17 protein-coding genes and 1 riboswitch are annotated in these 18260 nt (G+C 50.1%); of the genes, 2 read left to right on the top strand and 15 right to left on the bottom strand.

The window, feature by feature from the left end:
- Positions 1-16: 16 nt before the first annotated feature.
- The 12 genes from HPY81_00990 to HPY81_00935 all read right to left on the bottom strand — a co-directional run bounded on the left by HPY81_00990 (position 17) and on the right by HPY81_00935 (position 15787).
- A complete protein-coding gene (locus tag HPY81_00990) occupies positions 17-814 on the bottom strand; it encodes a class I SAM-dependent methyltransferase (protein ID NPV26036.1) in 798 nt (265 codons plus the stop codon).
- 11 nt (positions 815-825) lie between these two features.
- Complete coding sequence (gene mutL / locus HPY81_00985) at positions 826-2706, bottom strand: DNA mismatch repair endonuclease MutL (GenBank protein NPV26035.1); 1881 nt, start codon at positions 2704-2706, stop codon at positions 826-828.
- An 18-nt stretch (positions 2707-2724) separates the two neighbouring features.
- Positions 2725-4092: a histone deacetylase gene (locus HPY81_00980; protein ID NPV26034.1), complete on the bottom strand. Its 1368-nt coding sequence runs from the start codon at positions 4090-4092 to the stop codon at positions 2725-2727.
- A gap of 7 nt (positions 4093-4099) precedes the next feature.
- Complete coding sequence (locus HPY81_00975) at positions 4100-5788, bottom strand: hydantoinase/oxoprolinase family protein (protein NPV26033.1); 1689 nt, start codon at positions 5786-5788, stop codon at positions 4100-4102.
- Positions 5789-5826: 38 nt separating this feature from the next.
- Entirely contained in the window at positions 5827-8457 is a 2631-nt protein-coding gene (gene mutS, locus HPY81_00970; GenBank protein ID NPV26032.1) for a DNA mismatch repair protein MutS, read from the bottom strand.
- 52 nt (positions 8458-8509) lie between these two features.
- Complete coding sequence (gene miaB / locus HPY81_00965; protein ID NPV26031.1) at positions 8510-9838, bottom strand: tRNA (N6-isopentenyl adenosine(37)-C2)-methylthiotransferase MiaB; 1329 nt, start codon at positions 9836-9838, stop codon at positions 8510-8512.
- Between the two features lie 590 nt (positions 9839-10428).
- Positions 10429-10980: an HD-GYP domain-containing protein gene (locus HPY81_00960; protein ID NPV26030.1), complete on the bottom strand. Its 552-nt coding sequence runs from the start codon at positions 10978-10980 to the stop codon at positions 10429-10431.
- A 105-nt stretch (positions 10981-11085) separates the two neighbouring features.
- Positions 11086-11173, bottom strand: a riboswitch (cyclic di-GMP riboswitch).
- Positions 11174-11268: 95 nt separating this feature from the next.
- A complete protein-coding gene (cysK, locus tag HPY81_00955; protein ID NPV26029.1) occupies positions 11269-12183 on the bottom strand; it encodes a cysteine synthase A in 915 nt (304 codons plus the stop codon).
- 34 nt (positions 12184-12217) lie between these two features.
- Positions 12218-13054 carry a DegV family protein gene (locus HPY81_00950; GenBank protein ID NPV26028.1) on the bottom strand — a complete coding sequence of 279 codons (837 nt, stop codon included), beginning with the start codon at positions 13052-13054 and terminating at the stop codon, positions 12218-12220.
- Between the two features lie 160 nt (positions 13055-13214).
- Complete coding sequence (locus HPY81_00945) at positions 13215-13841, bottom strand: DUF47 domain-containing protein (GenBank protein NPV26027.1); 627 nt, start codon at positions 13839-13841, stop codon at positions 13215-13217.
- Positions 13842-14008: 167 nt separating this feature from the next.
- The gene (locus tag HPY81_00940; protein NPV26026.1) at positions 14009-14869 is read right to left on the bottom strand and encodes a DegV family protein; all 861 of its coding nucleotides are present in this window, start codon (positions 14867-14869) and stop codon (positions 14009-14011) included.
- Between the two features lie 36 nt (positions 14870-14905).
- The gene (locus HPY81_00935; GenBank protein NPV26025.1) at positions 14906-15787 is read right to left on the bottom strand and encodes a radical SAM protein; all 882 of its coding nucleotides are present in this window, start codon (positions 15785-15787) and stop codon (positions 14906-14908) included.
- A gap of 232 nt (positions 15788-16019) precedes the next feature.
- Between HPY81_00935 and HPY81_00930 the strand changes: the two genes are divergently transcribed.
- Both HPY81_00930 and HPY81_00925 read left to right on the top strand, forming a co-directional pair.
- Complete coding sequence (locus HPY81_00930) at positions 16020-16211, top strand: small, acid-soluble spore protein, alpha/beta type (GenBank protein ID NPV26024.1); 192 nt, start codon at positions 16020-16022, stop codon at positions 16209-16211.
- A gap of 83 nt (positions 16212-16294) precedes the next feature.
- Complete coding sequence (locus HPY81_00925) at positions 16295-16495, top strand: DUF1858 domain-containing protein (protein ID NPV26023.1); 201 nt, start codon at positions 16295-16297, stop codon at positions 16493-16495.
- Between the two features lie 37 nt (positions 16496-16532).
- Here HPY81_00925 and HPY81_00920 read toward each other — a convergent pair whose 3' ends face one another.
- The 3 genes from HPY81_00920 to HPY81_00910 form a co-directional block, all read right to left on the bottom strand.
- Positions 16533-16997 carry an MgtC/SapB family protein gene (locus HPY81_00920; protein ID NPV26022.1) on the bottom strand — a complete coding sequence of 155 codons (465 nt, stop codon included), beginning with the start codon at positions 16995-16997 and terminating at the stop codon, positions 16533-16535.
- Positions 16994-17374 (bottom strand): acyl-CoA thioesterase, encoded by a 381-nt coding sequence (locus HPY81_00915; protein ID NPV26021.1) that lies wholly within the window; start codon positions 17372-17374, stop codon positions 16994-16996. Before HPY81_00915 ends, HPY81_00920 begins: the two co-directional genes overlap by 4 nt.
- An 83-nt stretch (positions 17375-17457) precedes the next feature.
- Entirely contained in the window at positions 17458-18096 is a 639-nt protein-coding gene (locus HPY81_00910; GenBank protein NPV26020.1) for a hypothetical protein, read from the bottom strand.
- Positions 18097-18260: the final 164 nt, after the last annotated feature.

Raw genomic sequence — 18260 nt, 5'->3', positions numbered from 1 at the left:
TTCTTTCGGCCCCTTCTTAAGTCTTTTCCCAGATTCCATACGCTACTCGGCTGTACTTACCGCCACGGACCTCAGTAAATCCCAACCGGGTAAACTCTGAACTGCCGCGGTGTTCTTTCATTACCACCCGTGCTCTAGACACTCGCTGCGCCTCCTGCACCGCTTCCAGCCTCAGAGGGTCACTGTTTACCCACCTCCGCACTGGTTTAAGAGCGGAGGAAGCCAGGATCGGCCGCCGAAACATGGGGTCGAAATAAACGACATCAAAGCTCTGATCGGGCAAACTCCGTAAGTAGTCCAGATGGTCGGCAGTAACCACTTCTATTCGGCGCATGGCCGCGGTCAGTTCCGGGTTGGGCTCGACATAACATGATAATCCCCATCTGACCAGTTCGGCCAGGACCGGGCTCGCTTCTATTCCCACCACCCGGCCCGTATGGCCGACCACAAAACTGGCCACAATCGCGTCCGCCCCCAGACCAAGCGTACAGTCAAGCACTTCGGCGCCTGGTCTTAACCCCAGCGCTTCGACCATTTGATCCCGTCCTTTGGTTCGGCACTCTTTGATCCTCAGTTTAGCCATACTCGGATGAAAAAAGACTCGTCCTTCGCCAGGTGGATACCAGGTGATTTGGCTTGCTTCAACGACAACGATGCTATATCCTTGTGCTTTTAATTGTTTAACAGATCGATTTCCCCGGGACACATATTGTCCTCCCACCCGGGCAGCCAGTTCTTGGGCAAGTTTGATCTGCTCTTCACGGGGTTGGGTTGTTGTGACGATCAGCCGGGACGCTTCAACTCCAAAGGTCATTGACTAATCCCTCACGCCCGTAGAAATCTTTTTTCCAATTCTCCCAGTGAGAGCCGAAACACCGTCGGCCGACCATGGGGACAGGTATAAGGCTGGTTCACCCGGTCAAGTTCCTCGAGCAGGCGTTCCATTTCCGGCCGCGTCATTAAGTCCCCTGCTTTAATCGCGCTCTTACACGCGGCCAGCTTCAAGGCTTCATCCCATAACCGCTGTCTCTCAACCTTCCACTGTGCTTCCCGTAAAAGTTCAAGCAGGTCCAGAAAGTAGCTTCTGGCATCTCCCTCCAGAAACATTGGAACCTCCCGCAAAAGAAAGGTGTTTCCCCCAAAATGTTCCACGATAAACCCCAGGTCCCGTAAGCGTATGATATGTCTCAAGAGCACCTCCCGGTCTTCGCCAGCCAGTTCCAGGGTAACCGGAAACAGTAAGCCTTGGGAAGAGCTCGGCGCTCCTTGGGCTACAGTTTGCAGTTGCTCGTAGCGCACTCGCTCATGAGCGGCATGTTGGTCGATAATGTACAGTCCCGTTGAGTCGATAGCAATGATATAGGTTGCTTTAAGCTGGCCCAATGGAATAAGTTCACAGAATCGGGTTGGTGCATCAGGTTTAGGCTCCCGCGCATCGGCTTCTGGCACGTTGATGCTGGTCACAGTCGGTTCAGCTACCTGCCAGGGACTGGAATCCTTAATACGAAAAGCAGAAGTTATCCCGGTTATTTGTCCGTCTTCTCGAGCGGGAATAATTTCGTCGGTTATTAATTGTTGTCGAGCATGGCTAAATAATTCTACGACCGGCGCCGTTCTAACATCCCTATTTTTAGTGTTTAAACTTGTTTGTTTTGCTTCCTCGGTTGGTAAATGCGTCTCCGTAGAATAGTTCGCCCAAAAATCGGCCGCCGATTGGTGAGCTTGCAGGGCCTGGCTCACCCCTTCCACCACCAACTGCTGAATTTGGCTCTCATGCTGGAATCTGACTTCCATTTTCGTCGGATGCACATTAACGTCTACCTGGTTAGGTGGAATATTAAGCCTGAGGACCACCAGTGGATACCGGCCGACCGGCAATCTGGTCTGATAGGCCTCACTAATCGCTTCGCTAATCAATCGGCTGTTGATGCACCGGCCGTTAACAAAGATCGTCTGCCAGCGTCTGGAGCTTCTGGTCAGACTGGGCTGGGAAACAAATCCTTCGATGGTCAGATTTTCTTGGCGCAACTGCACTGGCATCATGGCACGGGCCGTCTCCCGACCGTAGATACCACTAATTACCTCTAATAGATTATTATTTCCTCTGGACTGCAAGATTACACGTCCCTGGTGTTTAATTTGGAAAGCGATTGCCGGGTGTCCCAGCATTAAGCGTTCGACCAGGTCAATGATATACCCCAGTTCTGTGGAGGCACTCTTAAGGAATTTCCGCCTGGCTGGGGTGTTGTAAAACAGGTCGGAGACAACCACCTGGGTCCCGACTGCACTCCCCTCCTCATCAATCCGACAAATGGTCCCGCCTTCTACAATAAGGCGCACGGCGGTTGCCATCTCTGGCGTCCGCGTGGTTAACTCCAGCCGGGAAACAGCGGCAATGCTCGGCAGCGCTTCACCGCGAAACCCCAGGGTCCCCACCTGGAGCAGATCGGCGGCGGCGCGAATTTTGCTGGTAGCATGGCGGGCCAGGGCTAGTTGCGCGTCCTCAGCAGACATTCCACTTCCATTATCGGTTACCCGAATCTGCTTCAGGCCAGCTTCTTCTAATTCGATTTGGATCACGGTACTGCCTGCGTCTATTGAGTTCTCGACCAGTTCCTTGACTACCGACGCTGGTCTTTCGACAACTTCTCCAGCAGCGATCTGGTTTACGGTCATTTCATCCAGGATTACGACGCGATTGCCCACGGTGTCACCTTCTGTTATTTATAAACTACTCTCTTGCTTACGTGCACAGTCGAAACGCCGGTACTCATCAAGGGGCTTATCTTGCAGGTAAATGAAATCATGGTTGCGCTTGCTGTCCAGAGCCTTGGCGTAAGCCCGCCGGCCTTCTTCCTGACATTTGGGACAGGCATAAAGAGGAATAGAAACCGCAAACGCGCTGGCCCGTCCGCTCCAACCGCGGTTGGCGGTCGAGGAAATAGTCAAATATCCCGGGCAGACCGGGCACAGGTGTACGGTTTCGTGTTGCTCTTCTTCGATCTGGTCGGTATCATAATAGATATGCTTGTATTTCTGGTACACATTACCAGGTTCACCCCGCAGGCGGAATTTGCCCTCCTCGGCTCTATGCTTGGCCGCCAGTTCTTCCTGGCGTTCCCAGACCTCCCGGAGTTGTCGGACCAGATTGCGGGTATACTGGACGCACTCCGCTGATTCCTTGAATTTACCCGGGTAATAGTCAGGCTCTTTTACGTGGGAGTAATCCAGCCCCGCCATGGCCAGAATAATCCCCACATTGACGTAGGGCAGGGCCGTCTCGATCGCATACCCGCCTTCGAGGACCGCGATATCTGGCGATATTTTCTCATTCAGTCGGGCATAGCCCTGCGCCGAAAAACGCATATTGGCCAGAGGGTCGGTGTAATGGTTGTCCTGACCGGCCGAATTGATCACCAGTTCCGGTTGCCATTCCTTTAAAATCGGCAGGATCAAATTGTCCAGAACGTAATGAATCCCTTCATCAGTTGTCCCCGGCAACAGCGGTACATTAAGGGTTCTGGCAAATGCTCCCGGTCCCCCCAGTTCATGAGTGAAGCCTGAGCCGGGATATAAAGTGCGCCCGTCCTGGTGGAAAGAAATGAATAGGACATCCGGGTCATGGTAGAAGATCTCCTGTGTTCCATCACCGTGGTGGACATCGGTATCAACCACGGCAATCTTGCGCAGACCATACTTTTTGCGCAAATACTCAATCATGATCGCTTCGTTGTTGATATTGCAAAAGCCTCGGTTCCCGTGCACCACCCGCATGGCGTGATGTCCCGGTGGCCGCACTAAGGCAAAGGCTTTGGTAATCTCTCCCTTCAGCAAAGCATCCGCCAGGACTAGGCACCCCCCCACCGCAATCAGGTGAGCATCCGTAATCTGGGACTTCACGTCCGGGACACAGAAGTGCACCCGGGCAATATCCTTGAGGGTAGCCACACCTGCCTTGTACTCGACAATCTCGGGTAGGTCCAGCAGCCCTTCCTCAAAGATCTGGTCTTTAGTGTATAGCAACCGCTCTTCCCGTTCCGGATGGGTCGGAGAAATCGCCCAGTCGAAGGCTGGGAAAAAGACCAGTCCCATTTTGCGTTTAGACACCCTCAACACCCCCTGCCTGCCAGTTCGCGATTAAGCCAGGAGCGATTTGCACGGTGACGTCAAATAAGCGCCCCACGGTGTGCCAGCCCCTGACCATATTAAAGACTTCACTATGGATAATCTCCATCTCGTCAGCATATTCCGTAATCCCCAGCGCTGCGGCACGTTCTCTCAATAGCTGCCTGCCCAATTCATTGGCCTCTTCGATAAAGAACCGTTTGGCGTTGGGCAATTTCTCTTCCTGTCCCGTTTCGGCCACACTGTAACGCTCTCTTTCGGTGTCTACCCGCAGACTGATCGAGAGGGTTGGCCGGGCCACTGCTGCCCCGATCGCGTTGGCGACCTCAGCATGCGGGGGAATAATTCCTCGACAGTTTAGCTGTTCAGCCACCAAGGGGATCAGACTGGGAGATGACCCGCCAACCCCAACCACGTTTTCTGGTCTGACCTTTTCCTTTTGCATCAGTTCCCAGACCCGGTAGGCCGGTTCTTGTTCCCAGGCAAGAAACATCTGATTGATCTCTTCAACCAACTGCTTAGTCACCCGCTGGACGATCTCCTGAGCGGTGGCTTCAACAGACAAACCCAATTGCCTAGCAATTCTTTCCAGGCTTAATCTGGCCGCCTCAAGATTGCCAATGTCGGTTAACCCCAACACCCGCAGCGCATCCGTCGGCGTTGGGGCTGGTCCGCCCAGACAACTAGCCACGCCAACTCGGTGCGGACCAACCAGAAGTTGATGATCCCGGTACTGCACCAGACTGTCACCGCCCAGGGGGACCGATTTAACCGCAAACGCGCGCACCTGGGTTAGCCAGTTCTTGACCCGGGCTCCCTTCGAAGACAGGAGAGGCTCCCCGGCAAGAATTAAGGCTAGATCAGTCGTGGTTCCCCCGATGTCCACCACCACCGAGGTCTGTTTAGGCGAGGTAAGTGCCAGGACGCCCATCGTGCTCGCGGCTGGGCCGGAGAAAATAGTCTCTACGGGCTGATCCACCGCCCGGGCAATGGGCAGGGTCCCGCCATCCGCCTTGAGAATGTATACTGGAGCGGTGATACCCCGTTCTTTAAGCGCCGTCATCACCTGCTCTGCAAAGCGTTGGTAGGCTGGCCTGGTCGCGACGGTTAATACCGTATTAACGATGCGCCGCGGGAAATTTAACTGACCGGCCGCCCGGTACCCCAGTTCTACTTTCCACGTCGGGTAGTGTTGTTTAATATAGTCGGCGATTTGGTCCTCGTGCGTATGGTTGCGCGGAGAAAACTTCCCCACTATGGCAACCTTACGCGGTCCACTCTGAGCGATTTCCGCTGTCACCCGCTTTAATTCATCATAATCCAGCGGGGCTGTCTCACGTCCCCGGTAGTCGATCGCTCCCTTGAGTACATACGCTTTCCCTGGCAGGTGGTAACTTGCTGGGTTGACACCTGGCCCAGGAATCAGGAGGATCACTACTGGGTCGGTTTTTTCCTCGGCAATGAGGTTGGTGATCAGGGTAGTACTTAAAGTTACTCGTTCGATCTGATGGGGTTCAATTCCTCTGGTTACTTCATCCAGGGCACCCAACAGACAGGGTATAAGATCCGGTGCAGTTGGAATTTTCGCCTTACGTACTGGCCGACCCTGATCGATCAAGACCGCATCAGTGAAGGTTCCACCCACATCGATCCCGATTAACACCTTGGCTCACCGTCCTTTTGATTTAATCCAATTTTTTATTATTTTTTGTCTTTGAGAGTATTCTGCAGTTCAAACAGCAGGTTCAAAGCTTGTAGGGGAGTAGTATTCAGCAGGTCAATCCTCCGCAGCTTCTCCAACACATAATGTTCTTCGGGGGACAGTCTCGCTCCCATTTCGGCAAAAACGTCAACCAGCGACAACTGCTGACCAGGTTTCTCTTGCGTCGCCGCCACTTCCCGTTTGCTTTCCAGTTCGGCCAGTAGTTGGGCGGCCCGCTGGACAATTTCTGAGGGCAAGCCGGCCAATTTAGCTACATAAATCCCGTAACTCTTGTCTGCCCGTCCTGGCACCACGCGGCGGAGGAAAATGATGTCCTGCCCCTTCTCCTTGACTGCCACCGACAGGTTTTTTACGCCGGGCAGATGGTTCTCCAAATCGGCCAGTTCATGGTAGTGGGTTGAGACCAGACACTTACAGCCAATCCGGTGGTACAGGTGTTCAATCACGGCCTGGGCAATGGCCATACCGTCCCACGTCGCCGTTCCTCGCCCCAATTCATCCAGAATCACCAGACTGCGCCGCGTAGCCTGGGTAGTGATCACCCGGGTCTCGCTCATTTCTACCATAAAGGTGCTCTGGCCCGTAGCCAAGTCATCCGCAGCCCCAACCCGGGTAAAAATCCGGTCAACAATCCCGATCTGGGCCGACTCGGCTGGAACAAAACTACCAACCTGGGCGAGCAAAACGATCAGCGCCACTTGTCGCATAAACGTGCTCTTACCTCCCATATTGGGTCCGGTGATAATCAGCAAGCGATTATCCTGTCCATCTAGGTAGGCATCATTCGGGACAAAGCGCTCGCCCATCAACATTTCCTCGACAACCGGGTGACGCCCCTGGATAATATGGAGTCGGTCACCCGTATCAACCTTGGGTTTCACATACCGATTTCGGCCGGCCACTTCTGCCAGAGAAGCCAGGACATCCAGTTCTGCCAGACAATAAGCGGTTTGTTGGATCCGTTCAGTTTGAGCACCGACTTGATCCCGTACCTGAACAAACAGGTCGTATTCCAACTGAACCACCCGTTCTTCTGCTCCCAGGATCATGGCCTCATATTCCTTCAACTCTGGGGTAAGAAACCGCTCGGCGTTAGCCAGCGTCTGTTTGCGCTGATAATCACTGGGGACTAAGCCCAGGTTCGGGTTTGTCACCTCAATGTAGTAACCAAAGACCTTATTGAAGCCCACTTTAAGCGACTTGATGCCGGTTCTTTCCCTTTCTCTGGCCTCCAGACCAGCCAGCCACTGTTTCCCGTCCCGGGACGCCCGACGCAGTTGATCGACTTCTGAATGGTAACCCTCCTTGATAATCCCGCCCTCCCGGACCGAAACCGGCGGTTCATCAACGATTGCCGCACCGATCAACTGCACGACATCTTCCAGCGCGTCTAACCGTTTTCTGAGTTCCTGCAGCCGAGTGGTTTTGACCGGCTGCAGAATCTGCTTCACCCGCGGAACGACGCTGAGCGACTGTTTAAGGGCAATTAAATCCCGGGCATTCGCTGTTCCATAAGCCAGACGGCCCAGTAACCGCTCCAGATCATAAACGGGCTTAAGCAAATCTCTTAAGTCTTCCCGCAGGAAGAAATTATTGACCAACTCCTCGACCGCATCAAGCCGTTCCTGAATCGCTTTGACCTGCAGAAGCGGCTGCTCCAGCCAGCGTTTGAGGAGGCGCCCACCCATGGCGGTAATGGTGTGATCCAACACCCCCAGAACGGTACCGCGCCGGGAACCATCCCGCAAGTTGCGAGTCAGTTCTAAATTCCGTAGAGTGGCGCCATCCAAAACAAGGTGATTAGCCGTAAAATAAACCTCAATTTGATTGAGATGGGTAAGTTTTGCTTTCTGGGTCTCCCGCAAATAGCGGAGAAGCGCCGCCGCAGCCAGCGGAGCCGTGGACAGGCCGTGGTTAAGGACTTTTTCCACACCGGCCGGTCCAAATTGCTCACCCAAAACTTCCAGACTTACGGTCTGGTTAATCTCCTCTTGATTAAAAGACGTCACAACCAGCGGCTTGTGCAATAATTTCTTAATTTGCGGCAAGAGCCAATCATCCGCGGCAATCTCCGCCGCCAGCAAAAATTCCGCCGGTTGAAGTCGGGCCAGTTCATCCAGCAGGCGTTCTCGTCCATCCTGACTGGAAAACTCAGTAACCAAAAATTCCCCGGTGGAAACATCCGCCACCGCCAACCCCCAGTTCATGGCGTCTTTAACCAGGGCAACCAGGTAATTGTTCTGCTTTTCCGGCAGGACTTGCTCATTTAAAACAGTTCCTGGAGTAACTACCCGGATCACTTCGCGTTTGACAATGCCCTTGGCCGTCCGCGGGTCCTCCACCTGTTCACAGATGGCCACCCGGTAACCCTTCTCGATCAAGCGGGCAATATAACCTTCCGCAGCGTGGTAAGGCACGCCGCACATGGGAATGCGCACGTTATTTCCCGCTTCGCGGGAAGTCAGCACAATTTCCAGCTCGCGGGAAGCCAGTTCAGCATCCGGGCCAAACATCTCATAAAAGTCACCCAGCCGGAAAAAAAGAATAGCCTCAGGATACTGTTTTTTGATCTGCTGGTACTGTTGCATCATCGGCGTCGTCGCGGTCATTCAGGTCCCCTCCCGCCAGCGTTTGCCATTATTATATCACAACACACTTATCTCAACTACGCTGGTCATTTCTCCACTCGCCGATCAGGTTCCAGGTTTGCGCGGCGGTGATTCTGATCGGCACCAATTGCCCGATCAAGTCAGATGGTCCACTGAAGATCACTATTTTATTGGTGCGCGTTCGGCCAGACAGCTTCGTCCGGTTGGTTTTGCTCTCCCCATCAACCAGAACCTCCAGGTCCTGACCGATCAGCGCCTCGTTGATTTCACGACTGATCTTATTCTGGAGGTGCATCAGCTGCTGCAAGCGGGATTTTTTCACGGACAGGGGAACCTGATTCGGCATTTTATCGGCCGGCGTCCCTGAACGCTTGGAGTAGACAAAGGTATAGGCCGCATCGAAACGCACGTTCCGCACCAGTTCCAGAGTGTCATGAAAATCCTGGTCGCTCTCCCCAGGAAAACCGACGATCAGATCGGTCGTCACACTGCAGTGAGGAATCCGGTGGCGAATTTTTGCGACCAACTCCTGGTAATACTCCCGCGTGTAACCACGATTCATGCGCTTGAGGACCGCGTTGCTCCCGGCCTGGATCGGAAGATGAAAGTGTTCACAAACCTTGGAGGAACTCGCGATCATCTCAATAAGTTTGTCGGAAAAATCCCGGGGATGAGACGTCATGTAGCGAATCCGCTTAATCCCAGGGATCCGATCGAGCCTGGCCAGCAAGTCGGCAAAGTCAACTTTCTCGGCCAGGTCTTTCCCGTAGGAATTCACGTTTTGACCAAGCAGCATGACTTCTTTATATCCCGCCTGGGCCAGGCGTTCAACTTCCGCCACAATATCTGCCAGCCGGCGACTGCGCTCACGGCCCCGCACGTACGGCACGATGCAGTAGGAGCAAAAGTTGTTGCAACCATACATAATCGTCACATAGGCTTTGATTCCATCCTGGCGGTAAGTGGGCAGGTCTTCAATGATTTCGCCCTCTTTTTCCCACACATCAATCACAGTCTTGCCGGTCGCCCGGGCCTGGGCCAGCAACTCGGGCAGCCGGTGCGTATTGTGGGTCCCGATGATCACATCAACGTGCGGGGCACGTTGGGCCAACTTTTCGGCTACCTGCTCCTGTTGGGTCATGCAGCCGCACACCACCAGCAACAAATCTGGTTTTTGCCGCTTGAGATGTTTTAACTCGCCCAATTTCCCATAAATCTTATTTTCCGCGGTTTCGCGCACACAACAGGTATTGAGCAAAACCAGATCCGCCTGCGTTATCTCTGTAGTCGGCTGATAACCCATTTCTTGCAGCATCCCGGCGATGATTTCTGAATCGTGCTCATTCATCTGACAGCCAAATGTCTGAATCAGGTATTTCATGGAATACCTCCTCTCTACTTTTTAATCAAGTTTGGCGAGTCATAGTGTACTTCTATTATTTACTAACCATTCATGTTTAGAAAAGCACACCCAGTAATGAAAATACCTTTGTATTTTCTTGTTAAAATGTTTACAAAAAGCACTAAAAATCTTATTGCTATCATTCGATAAGATATAACTACCCTTCGGTAAGACCTATTCCATGTCTGGCGAGCAAAAAAATAACACCCTGAAATAGGTGTAAAATCAGGGTCACATGCTGGTTGTACCTCTAAGCCGGATACTGAATTTAGAATTCACTATAATGGTCGACGGCATAAAGTATTGATTTCAGCTTTTGTTCCCCCTATATTTCATAAAGCGACTTTTAAATTTCCTTAATGTCTCTGACGTCTATATGGATATCACCTATTTCTGCTAGCAGTCCTTACACTGCGTTATTCGTGTTACCAACGACATTGCTCAGGTCACCGACTATCAGAATGGTAGAGTCAGGATTTGTTTCAGAAACTCCTCCATAATCACTCCTCTTGCTTTAAGTTTACCATTTTTGCCCATTGGGAATCAATCAGTACTCACTACATTTTATTTTACTTTCCGCGCAAGACCCGATAGAAAGCATCCACAACATCTGGGTCAAACTTTATACCTCGATACCTGAGTAGATAAATTCTGGCTGTTTCCTCACTTAGAGCGAGACGGTACGGTCTATCTGATGTCATAGCCTCGTACACATCGGCTACGCAGATAATCCGCGCGCCCAATGGTATTTCCTGGCCAACTAGACCTAGAGGATAACCAGAACCATCAAAAGCCTCATGGTGATGTTTCACCAGTGGAACCAACACCCTCAACTCTTCCATGGCCATGAGGATCTTTGCGCCAAGTTCGGGGTGCCGTTTGACCTCAGAGAACTCCTGCTCAGTCAGACTATTTGGTTTATCCAAGATAGTATCTTTAACCCCTAGTTTCCCCAAATCGTGTAATAATCCGCCCAGGTAAACGCAATCACTTTCTTTACTGCTTAAATCCATCCTTTTAGCAATCTCTAGGGCTAATTCCGCTACTCTTCGACAATGACTGGCTGTACCGGGTGATCTGACTTCCAAAGTCCTAAACAGTATTTCAACTAAGCGTTTCACGATTCTTTACCCGCTTTCTTTAAACATAAGCTGGCGGGTCTCAAGAGCAAAACAAAAACCTATTTTTAACTAGTTTTAACTTAAAAATAGGTTTAGAATTGTGACTTCGGTAGCCCGGCTGTCATAGCGTGTCGCCGCCTTAGACCCGTGGCTTTGCGTCCTACCCTTTCGGCGTAGTTTGCCTTTATCGGTCCCCCTATATAATTTGCCGAGACCATTACTTCTTTTTCAACAAAACCCTGTTAGTTTCCTTCTTTTTCGATTTATTTTTTGCAAAATCATTCCTGTTCATTCAAACACCTGATTACTAAGATATCTTTCGCCCGTGTCCGGCAATATAGTCAGCACGGTCCCACCCCCTAACCTTTTGCCTATTTTTACAGCAGCGCAAACCGCTGCTCCGCTAGAAATACCAGCCAAAATACCTTCTTCACGCGCCAACCGTCTGGTCATGTTGATGGATTCTTCGTCGGTAACAGTGTAAATCTCATCGATCAGCTGGCATTCAAGATTATCAGGGATGAAACCATCACCGATTCCCTGGATTTGGTGAGTTCCCGGCTGTCCACCAGAAAGCACGGCCGATGCTTTAGGCTCCACAGCAATGACCCGCAGTTGAGGGTAATGTTTCTTCAATACCCGGGCCACCCCAGTCAGGGTACCACCGGTGCCAACTCCCGCCACCAGCACATCTATCGGGCCATCTACCTGTTGAAGGATCTCCACCGCCGTTGTTTGACTGTGGTAGTCAGGGTTAGCGGGGTTAGAAAACTGATCGGGCAACCAGGCGTTCGGGATTTGCTGTGCCAATTCCCTGGCCTTGATTACCGCTCCCATGACATCCTCCGCCGCGGGTGTAACAACTACTTCTGCCCCATAGGCTTTAGCCAACATTCTTCGTTCAACGCTCATGGTTTCCGGCATCACCACGATTACCCGATAGCCCTTCACTGCCCCGACCATGGCCAGACCAATTCCCTGGTTCCCGGAGGTTGCTTCGATGATCACATCCCCTGGCTTAATCAAACCTTCCCGTTCGGCCCGCGAGATCATCCCGTAGGCAGCCCGTGCCTTGACACTGCCGCTGGGATTCAGCATCTCCAGTTTAGCCAACACAACCGCTGGTCCGTCATTCACCCGTTTCAAGTAAACAATTGGCGTCTCCCCAATCGTCTCTAAAATATTGGCAACAACCCCTTTAATCTTGGACACCCCCTAGAGAAGGCTTGTTACTAAATCATTTTTCAAAATAGATGGCTATCGCTCCAGGACCAATGTGCGCCCCAATCACACAACCGGCCTCACTCTCAATGATCTCTCCAGGCTTTAACTGCTGCTTAAGCTGAACTCTTACTGCGCTGGCCAATTCTGGAGCCTGGCAGTGGTTTAACCCAATAGTGCGCTTACTCCAATCCAGGTTCAAGCTGTGGAGATAATTCATCAACCAGGGAATAACGTTCCTTTCACCTCTGATTTTATGTTTCGGCACTGGTCGTCCATCCCGAAACTCCAGGACTGGTTTGATCTTGAGAATAGACCCTATCCATCCTCCGGCCGCAGATAAACGCCCACCCCGGACAAGATATTCCAAGGTGCCTGCAACAATCAAATACTGCAAATTTTCAACCATTTGCTGCACATGCTGGACAACCTCGGCCAGTGGATAACCTTGTTCTACGAGACGTGCCGCGTTCATGACGATTAAGCCTAACCCAAGCGTAGCACCCCGTGAATCAATGACCTCAATATTCCCTCTGGGAAATTTCGCTCTGGCAATCACGGCCGATTGGTAGGTCCCACTCAGGACAGCCGATAAGGTTATTACAACCACACTATCTCCCTGAGCTAAAAAATGTTCGTACACTTCAGCAAAAGCCGCCGGCGTGACCTGAGAAGTTGTCGGGAAGACCGGACTGTTGGCTAATCGAGCGTGGAAATCTGGCGGTTTGAGATCAACTCTGTCGCGAAAAGATTCCGTGCCAAAGCTCACGGTAAGAGGAAGTACGGTGATTTGATAACGCTCAGTCAATTCCTGAGGCAGATCACAGGTACTATCAGTTACTATTCTAATCAATTTAAGTAGCCCTTTCTATTTAGAACTTTTTGTTGATTCTAAGTGATGAATGAAATCAGAGAAAACGTGCAATACTATAAATGTGTCGCCTTCACATTGATTTCCCCACAGGTTCTAGCCACCTGGGGGGAATTTTTTGCCGATGTTCTTATATCTTATATTAGGAGTATTTAATACAAATCCCGTTGATTAAAGTACTCACATCTTCGCACCGATCGAGTGTTGTTTCAATGTGCTCATAAATTTCTTTCCATTTGATGATCTGCATTGCTTCTTGCACACCCTGAAATAGTTCGGCCATCGCCTGACGGTAAAGGATGTCTCCTTTCTTTTCCAACCGTTTAATGTTTTCACAGCATTCGATTATCTGATTACGTTTGGACTCAAAACTCTCGAGTAATTTAAAGGCCTTTTCCTGTTCTTTGATCGCCATCAGCAGCGTTTCCACCAGATCTCTGACTACCTGGTTCGGCACCCCAGGTTTATACAGGATCATCCGGTCAATAATCCCTGTTATATAATCCAGAATGGAATCAAGTTTTTGGGCCATAGAATATGCATCTTCTCGGTCGAAGGGCAGCACAAATGACTGATTCAGTTTTTGCATTAGTTGTTCAATAATTTTATCTCCTTCATTCTCAAGGGCTTCGAGTTCAGCCAGCCGTTCGTCCAAAGATTTGTAATTATAAACCACATCGCGAACGATTTCTCCAGCGCAAGTAACTACCCTGGCACTCTCGCTGAACATTCTAAACAACTGGTAATCCTTTTGACCAAACGGCCACATACCCCTTCCCCCTTAGTTAGCAGTGATTGAAAGATTTAACAAGAAAATACAAAGGTATTTTCATTACTGGGTGTGCTTTTCTAAACATGAATGGTTAGCATGTAAAAATTACCGGCCCAATGATCTCAAAGCCAATAATTTCCAAACTGCATCACTCTGTCGTTGTCTTAGTTTTTCTCACGTCCCTCAAAGAAGACAGCCAAACAGCCTTCCCCAACATGAGTGCCTATAACCGCCCCGATTTCACTAATGATCACATCTCGCACCCCAAATTTCTGGCGGATCTGCTCACCCAGACTTACTGCTTCCTCCAGACATCGCGCGTGAGAAATTCCGACCACCTGTTGGTCCAAATTTTGGCCATTTTCCTCCACCAGGGACAATAATCGTCGAATTGCCGCCCGTCGGCTTCTGACTTTATCCAGTTGATCAATTTTCCCTTCTGCGTTCATGTGTAAGATTGGCTTAATATCTAACAGCGAACCCATTACCGCCTGCACCCGATTAATGCGGCCCCCTTTGAGAAGATACTTCAGAGTGTCCAGAGTAAAAATCAGGTGCAGGTGCTTCTTCAAGTTTTCTAATTGCTGAACAATCTCTTCCTTATCTGCGCCCGCCGCAGCCATTTTCGCCGCCCGAATAGCTAACATCCCCTGACCCAGTGAAGCACCGAGAGAGTCAATAATTGTCACGTCTCGACCAGGCGGCAGCATACTCCTGGCCATCAGGGCACTCTGGACTGTCCCGCTCAAACCGGAGGACAGATGGATAGCGATAATCGACGATCCGTCTGCTGTTCCCTTTTCGTACTGGTCCAGTAGTTCCTGAGGAGTTTGTTGAGCGGTTGTCGGCAGTGTTTCACTCTCAGCAAGCTTTCGATAAAACTCTTCATTGGTTAAGTCAACCCCGTCCCGGAAAACTTGTGAGCCAAAAGTTGTCGTCATTGGGATAACAGTAATATCAAGCTCTTTGGCTAAGGCCGGTGGCAGGTCAGCTGTACTGTCAGTATAAATCTTAATTCTCGACATACCATTGCCTCCAGATACGATATAAAGCAGGAGTAATTACAACCCGCGCATGAAATCAGGCCGCAGATACCGCGAATCTTTGGTTCGTAATACAGAATCAATCAATTGTAAGAGAACTGCTTTATCCCGGCTCAGGGTCCCCTTCAAAGCCAAATAATTTGAGGCATGATTGCTTCTAAAGACACAGTTCTCCACTGTCAAGTTGGCAATCATAATCCTCAACTCTTCCAGGATTTCGTAGGCATCTGGCAAAGTAAACTTCCCCTGCTGCATTTTTCGGTACATCGGTGTCCCTGGCTCCAGCATTAAAGTGAGCGGCGCTAAGTAATCGGGATTAATGAGATTAATCAGTCTGGCTGTCCCTTCAGCATGGCGTTTAGCCCGTTCCCGGTCGCGTCCGGCCAGGCCCAGGATGACTGTAGCGGAGAGTTCAATCCCCGACTGAACTACAGCCTGCCCTGCAGCCGCCATTTCTTCAAAAGTTACTCCCTTGTTGATCTCTTTAAGTAATTCAGGGTCTCCTGTTTCAACCCCCAGATAAGCAATCGTCGCTCCGTGTTCTTTCAATCTGGTTAGCTCATCTACTCCTTTATTCAGGATACTCCGCGGGCCAGCGTAGAGGCCAACGTGACGAAGACTGGGAAAAGTTTTATACAAGGTGTTCAATACTTTAATCAATTGCTCTGTGTCCATCGCCATTGCGTCGCCGTCGGCCAAAAAGACCTTTTCGACATCGCCATAGTATAGCTTCGCCATCCGAATATCAGTTTCGATTTCCTCAAGTGAACGTACGCGAAACTTTTTATCTTTATACATCCCGCAAAAAGTACAGCCATTGTGGGAACAGCCAATTGTCACTTGCAATATAAAGCTGTACGCCTCGCTGGGCGGTCGATAGACCATACCTTCGTAGCGCATTTGACAACCTCCTGGAAGTCAGCATTCTTTCTACTCTTAAGTGTCTCATAATTTTCTGCGTCTTGCAACTGAATGATCAATTTGGCCACGTCTATCAGTGGTAATCCAAAAATTTTTCTTCGATACATCCAACAAATATTTATTGTTAAATCTTGTGTTGGTAATGAGACATAATTCCGGTTCGCTCTGCAAAAAATATCAGTGGTGCGAAATAATAAAAGGAGGTAAAATATTGGCAAGAAGAAACGGAGTCATGTCTGATGCACTCAAGTTTGAACTGGCCAAGGAACTGGGAATATACGACACTGTCGTAACCCGTGGTTTTGGCGATGTATCATCCCGAAACTGCGGAAATCTGGTGCGACTGGCCATTGAGAGAGCGGAAAGAGAGCTCCAAACTTCCCAAAATACCCCTACTATTTAATTTCGCACCGGCCAGGGGTTTGCCCCCCTGGTATTTTTACGTTTAACTGGTTATAATGGTAATAGTAAGGGAGGTGAATTTCCATGATTAGCAAAAACATGATCATCAAGGATGTGGTCGAAAAATACCCTGAATCACTCAGGATTTTTGCCAAACACGGTCTGCGGTGTGTTGGTTGAGGCGGTGCACTCTTTGAGAGTATAGAGCAGGGTGCTCTTATGCATGGCATAAACATAGAAAAATTGATGGCCGATTTAAATGAGTTGGAGAAGAAAAAGTCCTGAGCAATCAGGGCTTTTTTATGTTTATCACGACAAAAATTCACTCGCCGCGTAATTCCCTGGCTTTTCTTCGGCGCAAACGCAGCAACTTCTTCATCAATGGATAGACAAGGAAAGTCCCCCAGCTCGCGAAAACTGCCAGAATGGCCATAAAATACCATCCCAGCCCTATCACCAACCCAATCGAAGCCGTCAGCCACAGGGTAGCGGAAGCTGGTAATCCGTATACCCGACCTTGTCGAATGATAATAATTCCCGCACCTACAAAACCCATGCCAGCAATGACTTGTGCCGATAAACGCGCGGGGTCAAAGTTTATCCAGGGTGTTAAGTCAGCAAACCCCCAGGTAGAAACCAGCATCACCAGCGCACTACCCAAACAGACGATTGCGTAGATGCGGGTTGCTGATTTGATGTATCTAGCGTGGGGATATCCCATCACGGTACCGGCCAAAACTGCCAGGAACAGCCGTATCACCATATCCTCATTAAGTAAATGGTTCATGACACTTCGCCTGGCCAATAACTGACAAGTTTCTGCCAAAGCGCTGGTGAAGCCTTTCGCAGGTCCACTGGCTTACCCGAATCCAGCTTCATGACCACATGGAAAGTCATCCCTTCTGCCAGTAGCCTATCATCCGTTATGCGATGTAAACGGTACTCAAACTTCATCCGCGTCCTGGATAGATACTTGAGTGATGTTATCAGCCGCAATTCGTCGTCAAAAACAGCCGGCGATATGTAACGGCAGTGCGCCTCAATTAACGGGAGACCCACTCCCGCCTCCTCAAACTGGGAATAGGACAAGCCAATGGCGCGCAGGAACTCTGTCCGCCCGTACTCAAACCAGACCAAGTAATTGCTGTGATGAACAATTCCCATTTTGTCGGTTTCTTTATACCGGACCCGGAAGATGCTTTCGTTATGCACCGCTTACCCTCCCCCCTGGTGCAGTCACTCTGTATCTATTTTACTGGCGGTACCATTTTTTCGCAAGGATTTTCCTTACTGCTGGCTTCACCGGGAGCGCAATCAACGAGGGGGTTAATCCTTCTCTGACTTAGACGTAAGTACACCCAAATCGCCAGAAGTACATCCAATAATCCAAAACCGACAAAATACGCTCGCCACCACTGGTCAAAGAAAACTCCGAACCCCATTAAAAATACTCCACAGGTAATTAAACCGCGCATCCCCCGGACCGTCAAAAGGTGATTGATAAGTTCCTCAACCCTGCGACTGGGCTGTGTCTCTCTAATCGTTAGCGAAGCGATGGCATTAGAGGGATCTTGGACCGGTAGTTGTTGCAGCCTGGCTCGGACCATTCGCGTCAAGCGCAAACGGCGCAACCTTTTCAGGTAAAAATGTAACACCAATGTTCCCAAAAAGGCAAAAACAATCGCCTGGATAAGACGGAAATTCAACTCTCCCAGGATGATAATCGTCAGCATAAAAAAACTAAACCGAGCTCCATAATAGTCTAATAATCGAGCCAGTTTTGTTTGATCCACCGGTAGAGGTCCAACATCAGGCTTACCCTGTTGGCCCAGGGCGGCGTGCCATCTTTGCCATAATTCTTTAATTAAATTATTGATCAAGCTCATTTTATCTCAACTCCTTCCAGCCTAGTTTTCCACTAATTACCTGTCTATATACCAAAACACAAAGAAAAAATCTGGCCAGGCAGGAACCACTGCCCAAACCAGACTTTTCACAAGCCATTTTACCTTTTTATATTCTATGTTGCTCAGGTCCTCTAATCCTTGTT

The organism is Bacillota bacterium, assembly GCA_013178045.1.
Classification (GTDB): domain Bacteria; phylum Bacillota; class Ch66; order Ch66; family Ch66; genus Ch66.
This window is presented reverse-complemented; position numbering and strand designations above follow the sequence as displayed.